This is a genomic window from Sphingomonas yabuuchiae (genome assembly GCF_001477495.1).
GTDB classification, from domain to species: Bacteria; Pseudomonadota; Alphaproteobacteria; order Sphingomonadales; family Sphingomonadaceae; genus Sphingomonas; species Sphingomonas yabuuchiae_A.
On sequence record NZ_LDTF01000007.1, the window covers coordinates 196,858 to 212,170 of the forward strand.

A 15,313-nucleotide genomic window follows, 5' to 3' on the forward strand; every position below is an offset into this window, starting at 1 on the left:
TATAAGCGCCTTAGGTTAAGAAATGATCGACAGCCTCAATACGCCCGTCCTGTTTCCCGTCGTTGCCGCCGCGCTGGTCGATGGGGATGGCCGCGTCCTGTTGCAGCAGCGCCCGGAGGGCAAGGCGCTGGCGGGGCTGTGGGAGTTTCCGGGCGGCAAGCTGGAGCTCGGTGAGACTCCCGAGGCGGCGCTGGTCCGCGAACTGCACGAGGAGCTGGCGATCACGGTCGCGCCAGAAGCGTTGGAACCGGCGGGCTTCGCGACCGAGCCATTGCCCGGCCGCCATCTGCTCCTGCTGCTTTACGTCATCCGATCCTGGTCGGGCACGCCGGTCGCGCTGGAGGCGGACGGGCTGACCTGGTGTCGGCCTGCCGAGATGCAAGCCTGGCCCATGCCGCCCGCCGATGGGCCGCTCGTCCGCCAGCTCGCCGCCTATCTGGCGGACAGTCGCAGTTCGGATGCCGTGCCCGACAACGGCACGGTATAGCCGCCCCGCTCGAACATTCCCCGCTCGGGACGATAGGAACGGCCGTCGGGCGTCGTCGTCTCGACGAACAAGCGAGCAGCGGGCGTATCAGGGGTGGCGGGATCGAGGGTCAGGCGAACCGCGCCGGTCGCCGGGTCATAATCGACGGCCTTGAATTTCCCCGCCTCCAGCGTCAGCCATAGCCCCGCCGGGGCGACGAAAACCCGCGCACGTGCACCGTCATGCGGCTCGACATGCACCTGGCCGTCCTTCTGCGAAAGGTTGCCGCCATAGGACAGCCAGCCCAGCGCAGGATCGTTCACCACATAGGTGGCCGCGGCATAGGCATGGCCGAAAAAGCCCATGCCGTAATCGCCGCTATACGGATCCCACTCCATCCGGTCGGGCCAGCTGTGAAAGGCGGCGGAGGATGCGCCGTTCCGGTCGATATTGGTGATGCCCCCCAGCAAGCCGCCATAGGCGACACGCAGCAGATGCATGTCGGCGGGATTGCGGCGGAACGAGTCGAACAGCGGAATGGCGTTCAGCGTCGATCCATAGTGATGGATTTGCCGCTCCAGCCGGGGATATTTCCCGCCATACAGGAAGTCCCAATAGCGCCGGGCATTGCCGTTATAGCCCCAGTGCGGGATGGACGGATCATAGCCCAGGATCACTTCACGCGTGACCTCGGCCTGCGGGCCGTAACCGAAATAGCGCATCCAGGCATAGACCTCGGCCTGGCCGGTCGAGTCCCATGCCATTTCGCTGCCGAATGGATATTGCAGGGTGCGCCAATGATCCGCGCGGCCCTTCATCAGGCGTTCGACCTCGGCCGCCTTGTCGGTCCAACCCTCGCGCTTCAGGTCGGTCAGGATATCGACGAAGACGTCGCCCTCCATCAGCCCGAACTGCGCATAATGGGGTGCGTCACGCATCATCGCGACGATGGTCTGATAGGCATGGTCGAGATACCATGACCAGTCATGCACCCGGGTCAGCCCGGCATGGTTGCGCGCGATCCGGTACAATGCCCAATGCCCCGCCGCGACATGCGGGTAATTGTACGCACGGCCGAGATCGTCGGCCTGGTCCTTCTTCCACGAGGTCCAGCTCTTCCAGTCCGTCTCGGGCTTGTAGAGGTCTGGGAAGGCAGCCGGGTCGTAATAGAACAGGCTCTTCTTCACGCCGCCGGCATGTGGGCCGCTCGGCACCTGAAGTCGCCCGACGATCGTCCTGTCGACCAGCTCCTCGATCCGCGCGATTTCCGCGGCATCGGGATTGTCGAGCTGCTTCATGACGGCGGCGACCCAGCTGCCCGCGCCGCCCTCGTCGCTCATCCCCGAAATCCACACGCGCGGGTCGGTGGTGACGATGCGATCCGCTTCGCGATCGTAGGTCAGGATGGCGGGGGAACGGCCGAACGGATCGCCCTTGCCCTCGAACCATTGTTTCGTCGTCGAGAAGCGGCCCAGATCGGCCATGGTCTGTTCAAGCGGCTTGGTGACGAAATACTGGACGGTTTGCACCTGACCATCGGCATAGGTCAGGGTCAGGCGCGCCCGGCCCCATTGGCGGCCGCGCACCGAGAGGCGCGTCCAGCCCGGCTTGCCGGGCACCGTCGTCACGTCCAGCGCCCCCGCCGGATAGCTGGTGATGCCGGTAATGGCGGACGGCGAGCGTACGAACAGCGCCGCGTCTAGATCGGTCGGCACGACATAGCCCGGCACGCCGACCACGACGGGGCGTCCCTGCGCCGTCAGCGTGGGTTCGATCGCGCGGATGCTGGGCGCGGTGACGAGGTGCAGGCCGATCTTGCGGCTCTGGCCGGGCGCGAGCGTGAAGCTGGTCGGCTCGTTCCACGGCGCACCCGCCTTGGCCCAGTCGGTCTGGGCATAGGCGGCGCTCGCGATGGTCCAGTCGTAAAAGCCTTCCGAGGTCTGCGCGCGGGGGCTGGCTTCCGAGATGACGGCCTGGCCCTTGGTCTCGCGCACGGTCGGGATCGGCACATAGGCCTCCAGTGGGGTGGCGCGTTCGGGCAAGACGAGCAGGGCGGGACCTGCGCCGTTCAGCCGCGTGACCTGAACATAGCCCGCATCGCGACCGATATAGGGATCGGCGAAGCTCGCCTGTGAATGAGCCTGTTCCAGCGTGCGGTCGGAAATGATGTTGTCGAACACCATCGGCAGGCCGAGCCCGCCGACCTCGACCGGCGCGCCGGAGGTGTTGGTCAGCGTGAAGCGCAGTGTCGGGGTGCCCTTGTCGTTCACCCACTCGCGCACGATACGCAGCGGCAGACCGGTGCCCATCGACGCGCCGATATCCGCCGCCGCCAGTACCGGGCCGCGGGTGGGCAGCGCCCGCACCGGCCGACGTTCGCGCGCGGACGAAAAATCCTGCCAAGCCCCCCCGGCCTGGCGCAGGCGCAGATGGATGTCGCCCAGATGGTTGTAGCCATTGCCGTTGCGCTCCTTGGCGCGACCGATCGGCAGGAAGTCGAAGTCCGGCGTCGAAACCGGCGAAAGGCCGCGCGCGGTCTGGCTGACGGGGTCGAGGATCAGCTGGAACGCGCCAACCCGAAACCGGGAACTCGCAGACTTTTGCGGGGTACTGGCGGCCTTTCGGGCGTCAGTGACACCCGCCTCATGCGCACTCGCAGCGATCGAAAGCACGGCCAGCGTGACCGGCAAAAGGCGGATAAGGCTTTGGCGCATGACGATAAAATCCCTGATCTCGGGAAGCTCCTCTGCGGGACCATCGCAATTGACCCCCCTCCCGTTCTGGCTATATTGGTATACAGTATTACCGGGAGAGCAAGATGCTGCGGTCGAGCAGGCGCGAATGGATGCAGGGGGCGGCAGGCGTCGCGTTGATGGGAATGGCGACCCGCGCGGTGGGGGCTGCACCGTCGATCCTTCCGGACAAGGCAGAGCCATTGCCGCTCTCGGCGGTGCGGTTGCGCCCTTCGGTCTATGCGACCGCCGTCGAGACCAATCGCCGCTATCTCTATCGCCTGAGCCCCGACCGCCTGCTCCACAATTTCCGCGCTTATGCCGGTCTGGAACCCAAGGCGGCGATCTATGGCGGCTGGGAAAGCGACACGATCGCAGGGCACACGCTGGGCCATTACATGTCGGCGCTGGTCCTGACTTGGCAGCAGACCGGCGATACCGAGATGCGACGCCGCGCCGACTATATCGTCGCCGAACTGGCGGAGGCTCAGGCCAAGCGCGGCACCGGCTATGTCGGCGCGCTGGGGCGCAAGCGGGCCGACGGCAAGGTGGTCGATGGCGAGGAAATCTTTCCCGAAATCATGGCGGGCAAGATCAAGTCGGGCGGGTTCGACCTGAACGGTTCCTGGTCGCCGCTCTACACGGTGCACAAGCTGTTCGCCGGACTGCTCGACGTGCATGGCGGTTGGGGCAATGCGCAGGCGCTGGACGTGGCGGTCAAGCTGGGCGGCTATTTCGCACGCGTCTTCGCGGCGCTCGACGATGCGCAGATGCAGACGGTGCTGGGGTGCGAATATGGCGGGCTGAACGAAAGCTATGCCGAGCTTTACCAGCGGACCGGCGATCGTCAGTGGCTGGCCTTGGCCGAGCGGATTTATGACCGCAAGGTGCTCGATCCTCTGGTCGCGGGTGAGGACAAGCTGGCGAATTTCCACGCCAATACGCAGGTGCCCAAGCTGATCGGGCTGGCACGTATCCATGAGATCACCGGGAAGCCCGATCCGGCCAAGGGGGCCAGCTTCTTTTGGGAAACCGTCACCGGGCATCACAGCTATGTCATCGGCGGCAATGCCGACCGCGAATATTTCTCCGAGCCCGATACGATCGCGCGGCACGTCACCGACCAGACGTGCGAGCATTGCAACACCTATAACATGATGAAGCTGACCCGGCATCTCTATGGCTGGCAGCCGGACGGGCGCTATTTCGACTATTATGAGCGCGCGCATCTCAACCATGCGATGGCCGCGCAGCATCCGCAAAATGGCGGCTTCACCTATATGACGCCGCTGATGAGCGGGGTGGCCCGCGAGTTTTCGACCGACAAGGACGATGCCTTCTGGTGTTGCGTCGGGTCGGGGATGGAGGCGCATGCCAAGCATGGCGAGTCCATCTTCTGGCAGGGCGGCGATACCTTCTTCGTCAATCTCTACATCCCGGCCGAGGCCCGGTGGGCGAAGCGCGGCGCGGTCGTGACGCTCGACACTGCCTATCCGATGGACGGTCAGGCGACGTTGAGCTTCAGCCGCCTCGACCGGGCGGGTCGCTTCCCGCTGGCGCTGCGTGTGCCGGGCTGGGCGAACGGGCAGGCGCAGGTCGAGGTTAACGGCCAGGCCGTGATGCCGCGCTTCGAGCGGGGCTATGCCGTCGTCGATCGGCGGTGGAAGGCCGGGGACACCGTTTCGATCCGCCTGCCGCTCGACCTTCGAGTCGAGACGACGCCCGGCGACGAAAGTGTCGTCGCGGTTCTGCGCGGGCCGATGGTGATGGCGGCCGATCTGGGCGGGCGCGAGGACAAGTGGGACTCGCCCGACCCGGTGCTGGTCGGCGCCAATCCGCTGGCGGGCTTCACCCCGGCCGATCCGGCGAGCGCGCGCTATAAGACGGCAGGCGTCTTCCGCCCGGCGGACCTGAGCTTCGTGCCTTTCTACAGCCAATATGACCGGCGCAGCGCCGTCTATTTCAAGCGCTTCACGGAGGCGGGATGGAAGACGCAGGAGGCGGCGTTCCTGGCCGATCAGGCCCGGGCACGCGATATCGCTGCGCGCTCGGTCGATGTCATGCATCTGGGCGAGATGCAGCCGGAGCGTGACCATGGGCTGACCTCCGACATCTCCTATCCGGTCTCCTATCGCGGACGGCAGGGACGCGATGCGCGATCCGGGGGCTATTTCGAGTTCACCATGGTGGTGCGCCCCGGCCCGATGATCCTGCAAGGCACCTATTGGGGCGAGGAGCGGGCGCGCGACTTCGACATTCTAGTCGACAATGTGAAGGTCGCGACCCAGCATCTGGAGAATGACAAGCCGGGCGCCTTCTTCGACGTCGAATATCCGCTGCCGCCCGCGCTGACGGCGGGCAAGAAGGGCGTACGTGTGCGGATCGTGCCGCATGATCGCAGTTCGGCGGGGCCGATCTTCGGCATGCGGCTGTTCGCGGCCAAGGCGGGGGCGACGGCGTGAGCGGCGTGCGGATGACCCTGGACGCATTGCGCACGCTGGCGCGGGCCAAGCTGCTGGGCGCGGGGCTGGCCCCGGCCCATGCTGAAGCGGTGGCCGAGACGATGGTGGCGGGCGAGCGCGATGGATGCACCTCGCACGGTATCTATCGCCTGCTGGTCGCCGTCTCCAGCATCCAAAAGGGCGTGGTCGTCCCCGATGCCGAGCCGGTACTGTCGCATCCCGCCCGCGCGCTGGTCCGCGTCGATGGCGGCGGCGGATTTGCGCAGCTGGCCTTTCAGACCGGCAAGCCCGCGCTGATCGAAAAGGCCAAGGCCAACGGCATCGCTGCGCTGGCGCTCAACAATGTCGTGCATTTCGCCGCGCTCTGGCCCGAGGTCGAGGAACTGGCCGAGGCCGGGCTGGTGGCACTGGCTTTTACGCCCAGCCATGCCTGGGTCGCCCCCTCGGGCGGGGCCGAGCCGGTGTTCGGGACCAATCCCATCGCCTTCGGCTGGCCGCGCCCGGACGGGCCGCCCTTCGTGTTCGACTTCGCGACCTCCATGGTCGCGCGCGGCGAGATCGAACTTCATCGCCGTGCGGGCAAGAGCGTGCCCGACGACTGGGGCGTCGATTCCGATGGCAGGCCGACCACCGACCCGGCCGCGATCCTGTCGGGCGCGATGCGGACCTTTGGCGGGCACAAGGGATCGGCCCTGGCGGCTATGGTCGAGCTGCTCGCCGGACCGCTGATCGGCGACATGACCAGCCGCGAGTCGATCGACTGGGATGCCGGGCGCGGCGGCTCGCCGCTGGGTGGCGAGTTGATTATTGCCATCGATCCCAAGGGTTTTCTGGGCGATCTTCTTCCCGAAAACCAGGAGAGGGCCGAGGCGATGTTCGCTGCGATCACGGGGCAGGGGGCGCGGTTGCCCTCAGCGCGCCGCTATGCCGCGCGTCAGGTGTCGATGGCCGACGGTGTCGAGATTTCGGCCGACCTCTATCGTGACGTGACGGCCCTGAAGGGCTGAGCAAGGGGGGTATGAGCATGATGAACCGGATCGCATGGCTTCTGGCCGGGGCGGCCTTGACGGCGATGCCGCTCGGCGCCGCGCAGGCCAAGGGGCGGCCGCAGGCCGCAAGCAAGGCGGCCGCCACGCCGGACGCCCGGTTTCGCGCGCTGTCGGATGCCGAATATCAATGGCGGATCAGCCAGAGTGCCGCCGACGACGACAGCGGCAGTGCGGGTTCGCGGCAATTGCCCGATGTCGGCCCGGTGGCCCAGGCCGCACGGCTGGCACGCTGGGAAGCCACCGCCAAGGCCCTGGATGCGATCGATCCGGCCAAGCTCTCCCCCAATGTCCGCACCGACTATATGGTCTATCACGGCCAGATCGATGCGCTGCTCGCGGCGCAGCGGTTCCGGGAATATGAAAAGCCGCTCAATTCCGACACCAGCTTCTGGGGCAATCTGGCCAGCTGGGCACGGGGCAGCTTCACCAAGGAAAGCCAGTATCGCGATTACATCGCCATGCTGCACCAGATGCCGCGTTATTACGACCAGCAGATCGCGAACATGCGGGCGGGTCTTGCGCGGGGCTTCACCGTGCCGCGCGTCACGTTGAAAGGGCGAGATATCGGCGTGGCGCAGGTGGTCGATGGCGGCGTGAGCGAAGACCAGCCCTTCTACGAGCCGTTCAAGGCCATGCCCGCGAACATGGCTCCCGCGACGGCTGCGGCGCTGCGGGCAGAGGCGAAGGCGGCGATCCGCAATGACGTGCTGCCCGCACACCAGCGGCTGCTGACCTTCCTGCGCGAGGATTATATACCTCGCGCACAGGCCAGCACGGCGGCCTATGACCTGCCGGACGGACGGGCCTATTACCGGTCCAAAATCCGCGAATATGTGACCGCGGACATGACGCCCGAACAGGTCCATGCAATCGGTCTGTCCGAGATGCAGCGAATCCGCGCCCGGATGGACGGCGTGATGAAGGAGGTGAAGTTCCAGGGCGACCTGCCCGCGTTCCTGACCTTCCTGCGCACCGACCCGCGCTTTTATGCGAAGACGCCGCAGGAGCTTCTCGACAAGGCGGCCTGGATCGCCAAGGGCTTTGACGGGGTCGCGGCCCAATGGATCGGCCATTTGCCGCGCAGCCGCTTTGCGATCAAGCCGGTGCCTGCGGATCAGGCACCCTTCTATACCTCCGGGCGTGGCGGGCCGGGCATCTATCTGGTCAATACCTACGACCTGCCCTCGCGTCCGCTCTATGCGCTGCCCGCGCTGACCCTGCACGAAAGTGCGCCGGGCCATGCCTTTCAGATGCCGCTGGCTGCCGAGAACAAGAATCTGCCCGCCTTCCGTCGCGACAACTACCTGTCGGCCTATGGCGAAGGCTGGGCGCTCTATTGCGAGGCGCTGGGCGAGGAAATGGGGTTCTACAAGGATCCCTATGACCGTTTCGGCATGCTGTCCTATCAGGCGTGGCGTGCAGCGCGGCTCGTCGTCGACACGGGTATCCATGCCATGGGTTGGAGCCGGGAAAAGGCGCAGGCCTATCTTCGCGACAATACCGCCCTGTCCAACCATGAGATCGAGACCGAGGTCGATCGCTATATCGCATGGCCGGGCCAAGCGCTGTCCTATTATATGGGGCAGCTCGCCTTCCAGCGGGCGCGAGCCAAGGCCGAAAAGGCGCTGGGGCCGAAGTTCAACATCCGTGCCTGGCACGATGCGATGCTGCAGCTGGGATATGTCCCGTTGCCGGTCATCGACCAGCGAACCGATCGCTTCATCGCCGAAGGGGGCAAAGGGCCCTATCCCGACGAGGAATGACGATTGACCGCGCCAAGGCAACGCGCTAAACGGTATACGATATCTAAAACAACGGCAGGAAAACAGATAGTGAGCATCGGCTGGCGCGGCGTATTCCCCGCAGTGACGACCCAGATCCGCGAGGATATGTCGATCGATCTCGCCGACACGCAGCGCGTCGTCGACGATCTGGTCAATGACGGCGTGACCGGCGTGATCGCGCTGGGCACGGTCGGCGAGAACAATTCGCTCGACTATGACGAGAAGGTCACGGTCCTGACCGCCATCGTCGAGGCGGTGGCGGGCCGCGTGCCGGTGATCACCGGCTGCTCGGAATATGATACGCGCCGCGCGGTGCGTTACGCGCAGGCGGCGGAAAAGGCCGGGGCCGATGGCCTGATGCTGCTGCCGCCGATGGTCTATGTGCCCAAGGCGCATGAGCTGGTGAACCATTTCAAGGGCGTGGCCGACCAGACCGGCCTGCCGATCATGCTCTACAACAACCCGCCCGCATACCGCACGGTCATCGACCAGTCGGTTCTGGAAGCGCTGGTCGACGTGAAGAACATCGTCGCGGTCAAGGAATCGGCCCCCGACACGCGCCGTTTCACCGATTTCCGCAACGCGTTCGGTGATCGCTACACCCTGTTCGCCGGTCTCGACGACGTGGCGCTCGAGGGGCTGTATCTGGGTGCGCAGGGCTGGGTCTCGGGCCTGACCAATGCCTTTCCCAAGGAGTCGGTCGAGCTGGTCGCGGCGTTCGATCGCGGCGACCATGCCAAGGCGATGGAAATCTATCGCTGGTTCATGCCACTCCTCCACCTCGATGCCGAGCATGACCTCGTCCAGTCGATCAAGCTGGCCGAGCAGGTCATGGGCCGTGGTTCGGAACGCGTCCTGCCGCCGCGCTATGTCCTGGAAGGCGAGCGCCGGGCCGAGGTGATCGCGATGGTCGAAAAGGCCGCCGCGACCCGTCCAAACCTGGGCCAGGCCAAGGCCGCCTGATGGCGACGGCGCTCTCGCTACCGGACGTCGCCCTGGATGACGGGCGTCATCGGGGCGAGGGCGTCATCGTCGTGCAGACCCTGGCGGATCGCATCTTCGCGATCATACGCGAACGGATCATCGCGGGGGCCATCCCCGCTGATCGACCGATCCGCCAGGATGCGCTGGCCGCCGAACTGGGCGTCAGCAAGATACCGCTGCGCGAGGCGATGGCCCGGCTGGAGCAGGAGGGGCTGCTCCACGGTGTCGCCAATCGCGGCTATATGATCAGCGCGCTGTCGGACGCGCAGGCCGAGGATATTTATGGCCTGCGCCTGAAGCTCGAACCGGCGGCCGCCGCACGCGCCGCGTTCGTTGCCGATGCCGATGACCGCGCTGCCCTGGTCGCCGCATTCGAGGCGCTCGACCAGGCGGCGGCCAGCGATCTGGCGCGCGTCGCCATCTGCAACCGTCGTTTTCACATGGCGATGGTCCGCCCCACGCGGCAGCCCTTGACCATCCAGCTGATCCGTCAGCTCGCACTGCTTGCCGAGCGCTATGTCGTCGCGCATTTGCAGCCCGCCGGGCGCGATGCGCGAGCCCATCTGGAGCATCGCGAACAGCTCGACGCCTTTCTTGCGCGGGACACCGACCGGCTTAGGGCATTGCTTGATACGCATATCCGGTCCACCCTGATGGACCTGAAAGGCGGGCTCGCACCCGTCGAGTGACAATGACATGCCCAAAGGGCGGGGGGATTTTTCGACGATGTTCGGACCGAGAAAATCGCTGGGGAGCGTGACCCAGCATGCGGAGGGGCAGGCGCTGGCCAAGACGCTCAGCTGGCCGCATCTGATCGCATTGGGGGTCGGCGCGATCGTCGGCACCGGCATCTACACGCTGACCGGCGTGGGGGCCGAGCGGGCTGGACCCGCGGTCATCCTGGCCTTCGCCATTGCGGGCGCGGTATGCGCCTGTGCCGCGCTGGCCTATGCCGAACTCGCCACGCTGATCCCGGCGGCGGGCAGTGCCTATACCTTCAGTTACACCGCGCTCGGCGAAACGCTCGCCTGGGTCGTCGGGTGGAGCCTGATCCTCGAATATTCCCTGGCCTGTTCGACCGTGGCGGTCGGCTGGTCGGGGTATCTGGTCGGCTGGATCCAGGCGGCGGGCGTGCATCTGCCGCCCGAATTGCTGGCGGGCCCGCATGGCGGGGGCATCATCAATCTGCCTGCGGTCGTGGTCGCGCTGTCGGTGATGGGCATGCTGGTCGCGGGTACGCGGGAAAGCGCGACGCTGAACATCATTCTCGTCGTCGTGAAGCTCGTCGCGCTGGGCGTGTTCGTCGCCTTCGCGCTTCCGGCGTTCAACAACGCCAATCTTCATCCCTTCATGCCGTACGGCTTTGGCGCGACCGAGGTGGACGGGGCCAAGCGTGGCGTCATGGCGGCGGCGGCCATCGTGTTCTTCGCCTTTTACGGCTTCGATGCGGTGGCGACCTCGGCGGAGGAGGCCAAGAACCCCGGCCGCGACCTGACCATCGGGATCGTCGGGTCGATGCTGGTCTGCACGCTTATCTATATGGCGGTGGCGGTGACGGCCGTGGGTGCGCTGCCCTTCCTGCAACTCGCCAATTCGCCCGAGCCGCTGGCGCTCGTCCTGCGTTCTCTGGGCCAGCCCACGGCGGCGCACCTGATCGCACTGGCCGCCGTCATCGCGCTGCCCTCGGTCATCCTTGTGATGATGTACGGCCAGAGCCGTATCTTCTTCACCATGGCGCGTGACGGCCTGCTGCCGCAGTCGCTCGCGGTGGTCAGCAAGCGCAGCGGCGCGCCGACGCGCATCACGCTGGTGACCGGCGTGTCGATCGCCATCGTCGCCGGTATCTTCCGCCTCGACGAGATTGCCGAGCTGGCCAATGCGGGTACGCTGCTGGCCTTTATCGCGGTCGGAGCGTGTCTGATGATCCTGCGGCGCCGGGCGCCTGAGGCCAAGCGGCTGTTCCGCTGTCCGCAGCCTTATCTGGTCGGTACGCTGGCCATTCTGGGCTGTCTCTACCTTCTGTTCAGTTTGCCGAGCGCGACCATCGTCCGCTTCATCATCTGGAACCTGGCGGGCCTGGCCTTCTACTTCGCCTATGGGCGTCGGCGGAGCGCCCTGGCCAAGGGCTGAACCCCGACCAGAGGTTGGGCGGGGCGGCCGAACAGATATCCCTGGGCCTGGGGGCATCCTTCCTCCAGCACCATGCGATGCTGCTCGGCCGTCTCGACCCCTTCGGCGACCACGGGCAAGTTCAGGCTCTGACCCAAGCCGACGATCGCCCGGACGATCGAGCGGGCGGCGGCATCGGTGGCGACGCCCGAGATGAAGCTCTTGTCGATCTTGATCTTGTCGAACGGGAAGCATTGCAGGTTGCTGAGCGAGCTGTAGCCGGTTCCGAAATCATCCATGACGATGCCCACGCCTATAGCCTTCAGACGGTGAAGCGTCTTCAGCGTCGACTCACGGTCATGGAGCAGCACGTTCTCGGTGATTTCCAGCTCCAGCCGGTGCGCGGGAAAGCCGCTCTCGTCGAGAGCCCGCGCAACGATCTCGGCCAGGTTCGGCAACTGGAACTGGATCGGCGAGACATTGACCGCGAGCGTCATGGGTTCTGGCCAGTCCGCGGCCGTCCGGCATGCGGTCGACAACACCCATTCGCCCAGTTGGAGGATGATGCCGGTCTCCTCGGCCAGCGGCACGAATTCGTCGGGCTCGACTATGCCGCGCTCGGGATGCTCCCAGCGTAACAGTGCTTCATGGCCGATAACGGTTGCGCTGTCGGTCGATACCAGCGGCTGATAGGCCAGCCGCATCTGGCCGCGCAGCAGGGCGTGGCGAAGGTCGTGCTCCAGCGCCAGGCGCTTTCGCATCGTGCGGTCCATGTCCTGGTCGAAGAATGATGCCGTGCCCCGACCGCCGGTCTTGGCGCGGTAGAGTGCGACGTCTGCATTCTGCCGCAGCGACTGGGCGTCGACGGCGTCCTGGGGAAACAGCGAGACGCCGATGCTGACTCCGACCGCCATCGGATCGCGGCTGAGGTCCATTTCGGCGGCAAAGGCCTCCAGGATCGACTCGGCCAGCCGGCGGACACATTCGGGGTCTTCTATCCCCCGTTGCAGGATCAGAAACTCGTCGCCACCGACACGCGCCACCACGCCAGCCTCATTGACGGCGGCCGTCAGAATGGCCGCGACCCGGCACAATATGGCATCGCCAGCGGCATGGCCGAACAGGTCGTTGACCGCCTTGAAACGATCGAGGTCGAGCGCGAGCAGCGCGAACGGGCCTTTCTGATCGGCCTGCGCAATCGCACTTTCCAGTGCCTGGTTGAAAAAGGCGCGATTGGGAAGTTCGGTCAGCGGGTCGTGCACCGCCATGAATTCGATCTGCCGTTGGGCCCGGCGCTGCTCGGTCAGGTCGCGCACCGACATGACCATGGCGCGCCGACCGCGATATTCGATTTCATGGCTGGCGATTTCAAGGCAACGATCGAGCGAGGCGATCGCGCGCGGACGGGTTTCGATCAGCCCGCCGTCGACGAGGATCAGCGGCACTGCGTCGATCGCTTCCAGCCAGTCTTCGGGGCGCGAGCCCGTCAGCCGACTTGGCTCTATGCCGAGCATCGTCGCGAGCCTGGCATTGGCCTCGACGATTCGGCCGTGGTGCAGGATCGCGATCCCCTCACGCGTCGCCTGGGTCAGGCCGCGCAGGTCGGTGAGAAGCCGGTCCAGCAGCGCCGCCGCGACCAGCGCCACCACGATGGCCGCCGTCACCAGACCAACCACGCGCGCCAGGGAGAGCGGCCGGAGCGGGTGGAGGTTCGGATCCACGACCACGCCACCGGGCACCAGCGTCGTGGCCGTCATCGCACCGAAATGCAGGACGACGATACCCAGTGCCGCCACGCCGACGGACAGGGCGGTACGACCCCGTCCCGATGTTCGAACATGGATATGGAATGCAGCCGTCAGCAAAAGCATGGCAGCGAGAAATGCAGTGGCCAGCCCCAAGTGGTCATAGCGAATGTGCGCCGGGACGATGAGCGCGGCCATACCGATCAGATGCATGGCGCCAATGCCGATCGTGGTCAGCCCACCAACGGCCAGACAACCGGTCAGGTCACGCCGTCGCCGGATATAGCCGAGCGCGATCCAGATGGTCAGGCAGGGCGCCGCGATCGAAATCAACGTCAAGGGAAGGTCGAAGCCCAGCGGCAACGGACCCCGATAGGCGAGCATCGACAGAAAGTGCGTGCACCAGATGCTGACGCCGCCCGTGATCGCGGCCAGCGCCACCCAGTTGCGTCGGCGAGCCTCGACGCACTCCTCGGCGCGGTCATGCAACAGAAACAGGGCGATCAGCCCCAATACGCACACACCTAGAGCGGGCAATATCAGCCAGGGATCATGCTGCCCGACAATACACCCCACGATGTTGAGCATCATATGTGTCATTCCCTCGGTGACACATTGTTCCAGCGGCCGTTGAAGAAAGCTTAACATAGGTCCGGAAACGGACCATTCTCCATACGCGTGAGAGGGGCTTTCCAAATTGCCACCAAAATTCTATACCGAGCGTTATGGAAAATGCTCTGCCCGCGTGTAAGGGCCGCCCGCGTGAATTCTGCACCGACCAAGCCTTGGCCTCCGCGCTCCGTGTATTCTGGAGCAAGGGCTATGAGGGTGCGTCGATGGCCGACCTGACCGAGGCGATGGGCATCACCAAGCCCAGCCTCTATGCGGCGTTCGGGAACAAGGAGGCGTTGTTCCACAAGGCACTCGACCTCTACGAGGCAGAGAAGCTCGCCTATATCCGCGAGGCCTTGGATCAGCCCACGGCGCGCGGCGTCGCCGAACATCTGCTGCGCGGTGCGCTGAAGGCCATGACCAGCCAATGGGAGCCGAAGGGGTGTCTGGGTGTGATCCACTCGGTAGCCTGCGGAGCGGAAGCGGAGTCCATCAAGGCGGAAGTGGTGGCGCGGCGGGCATCGTCGCAGGCGGCGATCGTCGGCCGTTTTCAGCGTGCGGTGGACGAGGGCGATCTTCCCGCCAATATCGATCCGGCGGGATTGGCCAATCTGATTTTCGCGGTCCTGCAGGGCATGGGTGTCCAGGCAGGGTCCGGTGTCCCGTCGGAGCAGCTGCAATCGATGGTCGACGCGGCATTGGCGCTCTGGCCCTCGCGCTAAGGAACAATTTTTAATACCGGTTGGTATGAAAGTCGTTGACGCCTGTACGGCGGATTAATATACCAGCCGGTATGGAAGGTGATCCTCACCTTCGCGATTGAAATGGCGAGACAGCAGGATGGGCGGCCCCGGTGCCGCTTCCTCGAGCGAGCGTGATGCTGGCCGGGGCAGGATGTCCCGCGCCGGTAAAAGGGGTTTGCATCATGGCCTATGTCGCTTTTCAGGAAATCGGTGCCGCACGGATCGCTGTCGATGCCGTCATGGCGCAACAGGGCGCGGCGGCAGTCCGGCCCGATGCCCGTCTGTCGGCCCTCGAATGGCAGGTCGTCGCCCTCGCCCGGCGCGACCGCCTGTCGAGCCTGCGCGAGCCGACCAAGCTGATCCGCGCGATCGGCAGCATCTTCGGCGAAACCCGCAACCCGCGCTTGGCCGATCCCTCGCTGGAGGCGCTGCGCCGGATGGCGGTGCTGAGCTGGCATCATGGTTATAGCGTGCCCTCGCACGAGGTCCGGGCCTTCCTTGCCGCCGGTTATACGCCCGACCAGTATGAGCTGATGGTCGACAGCATCGCGACCGCGCTCAGCGATTCGCGGCGGCTGGCGCGGCCCATGGCGGCCGAGTAAGGATGAGGTGAGGCGGGGGTGCGTT

The 15,313-nt window shown here is 65.6% G+C and carries 11 protein-coding genes; 9 read left to right on the plus strand and 2 right to left on the minus strand.

Annotated features, from left to right (window positions below):
- The first annotated feature begins 22 nt into the window (after positions 1–22).
- Positions 23–487 (plus strand): (deoxy)nucleoside triphosphate pyrophosphohydrolase, encoded by a 465-nt coding sequence (locus tag NS355_RS02150; RefSeq protein ID WP_058744150.1) that lies wholly within the window; start codon positions 23–25, stop codon positions 485–487.
- On the opposite strand, the gene NS355_RS02155 is transcribed toward NS355_RS02150, so the two are convergent.
- Positions 433–3,180: a DUF5695 domain-containing protein gene (locus tag NS355_RS02155; RefSeq protein ID WP_058744151.1), complete on the minus strand. Its 2,748-nt coding sequence runs from the start codon at positions 3,178–3,180 to the stop codon at positions 433–435. The genes NS355_RS02150 and NS355_RS02155 overlap by 55 nt on opposite strands.
- 104 nt (positions 3,181–3,284) lie before the next feature.
- Here NS355_RS02155 and NS355_RS02160 point away from each other — a divergent pair, with 104 nt between their 5' ends.
- From NS355_RS02160 to NS355_RS02185, 6 genes are all read left to right on the plus strand, one after another.
- Positions 3,285–5,660 (plus strand): glycoside hydrolase family 127 protein, encoded by a 2,376-nt coding sequence (locus NS355_RS02160; RefSeq protein WP_244489520.1) that lies wholly within the window; start codon positions 3,285–3,287, stop codon positions 5,658–5,660.
- 11 nt (positions 5,661–5,671) lie between these two features.
- Positions 5,672–6,667 (plus strand): Ldh family oxidoreductase, encoded by a 996-nt coding sequence (locus tag NS355_RS02165; protein WP_058744290.1) that lies wholly within the window; start codon positions 5,672–5,674, stop codon positions 6,665–6,667.
- A gap of 17 nt (positions 6,668–6,684) precedes the next feature.
- Positions 6,685–8,472 (plus strand): DUF885 family protein, encoded by a 1,788-nt coding sequence (locus tag NS355_RS02170; RefSeq protein ID WP_167345383.1) that lies wholly within the window; start codon positions 6,685–6,687, stop codon positions 8,470–8,472.
- A 69-nt stretch (positions 8,473–8,541) separates the two neighbouring features.
- Entirely contained in the window at positions 8,542–9,456 is a 915-nt protein-coding gene (locus tag NS355_RS02175) for a dihydrodipicolinate synthase family protein (RefSeq protein WP_058744152.1), read from the plus strand.
- Positions 9,456–10,166, plus strand: coding sequence for a GntR family transcriptional regulator (locus tag NS355_RS02180; RefSeq protein ID WP_084787439.1), 711 nt, complete (start codon positions 9,456–9,458; stop codon positions 10,164–10,166). The genes NS355_RS02175 and NS355_RS02180 overlap by 1 nt, the downstream gene beginning before the upstream one ends.
- 37 nt (positions 10,167–10,203) lie before the next feature.
- Positions 10,204–11,607, plus strand: a complete 1,404-nt coding sequence (locus tag NS355_RS02185) for an amino acid permease (protein WP_153007990.1) — start codon at positions 10,204–10,206, stop codon at positions 11,605–11,607.
- On the opposite strand, the gene NS355_RS02190 is transcribed toward NS355_RS02185, so the two are convergent.
- Positions 11,571–13,922, minus strand: a complete 2,352-nt coding sequence (locus NS355_RS02190) for a bifunctional diguanylate cyclase/phosphodiesterase (protein ID WP_244489521.1) — start codon at positions 13,920–13,922, stop codon at positions 11,571–11,573. The genes NS355_RS02185 and NS355_RS02190 overlap by 37 nt on opposite strands.
- Positions 13,923–14,056: 134 nt before the next feature.
- Here NS355_RS02190 and NS355_RS02195 point away from each other — a divergent pair, with 134 nt between their 5' ends.
- Complete coding sequence (locus tag NS355_RS02195; protein ID WP_058744154.1) at positions 14,057–14,665, plus strand: TetR/AcrR family transcriptional regulator; 609 nt, start codon at positions 14,057–14,059, stop codon at positions 14,663–14,665.
- Positions 14,666–14,868: 203 nt separating this feature from the next.
- Complete coding sequence (locus NS355_RS02200; protein ID WP_058744155.1) at positions 14,869–15,288, plus strand: hypothetical protein; 420 nt, start codon at positions 14,869–14,871, stop codon at positions 15,286–15,288.
- Positions 15,289–15,313 lie beyond the last annotated feature (25 nt).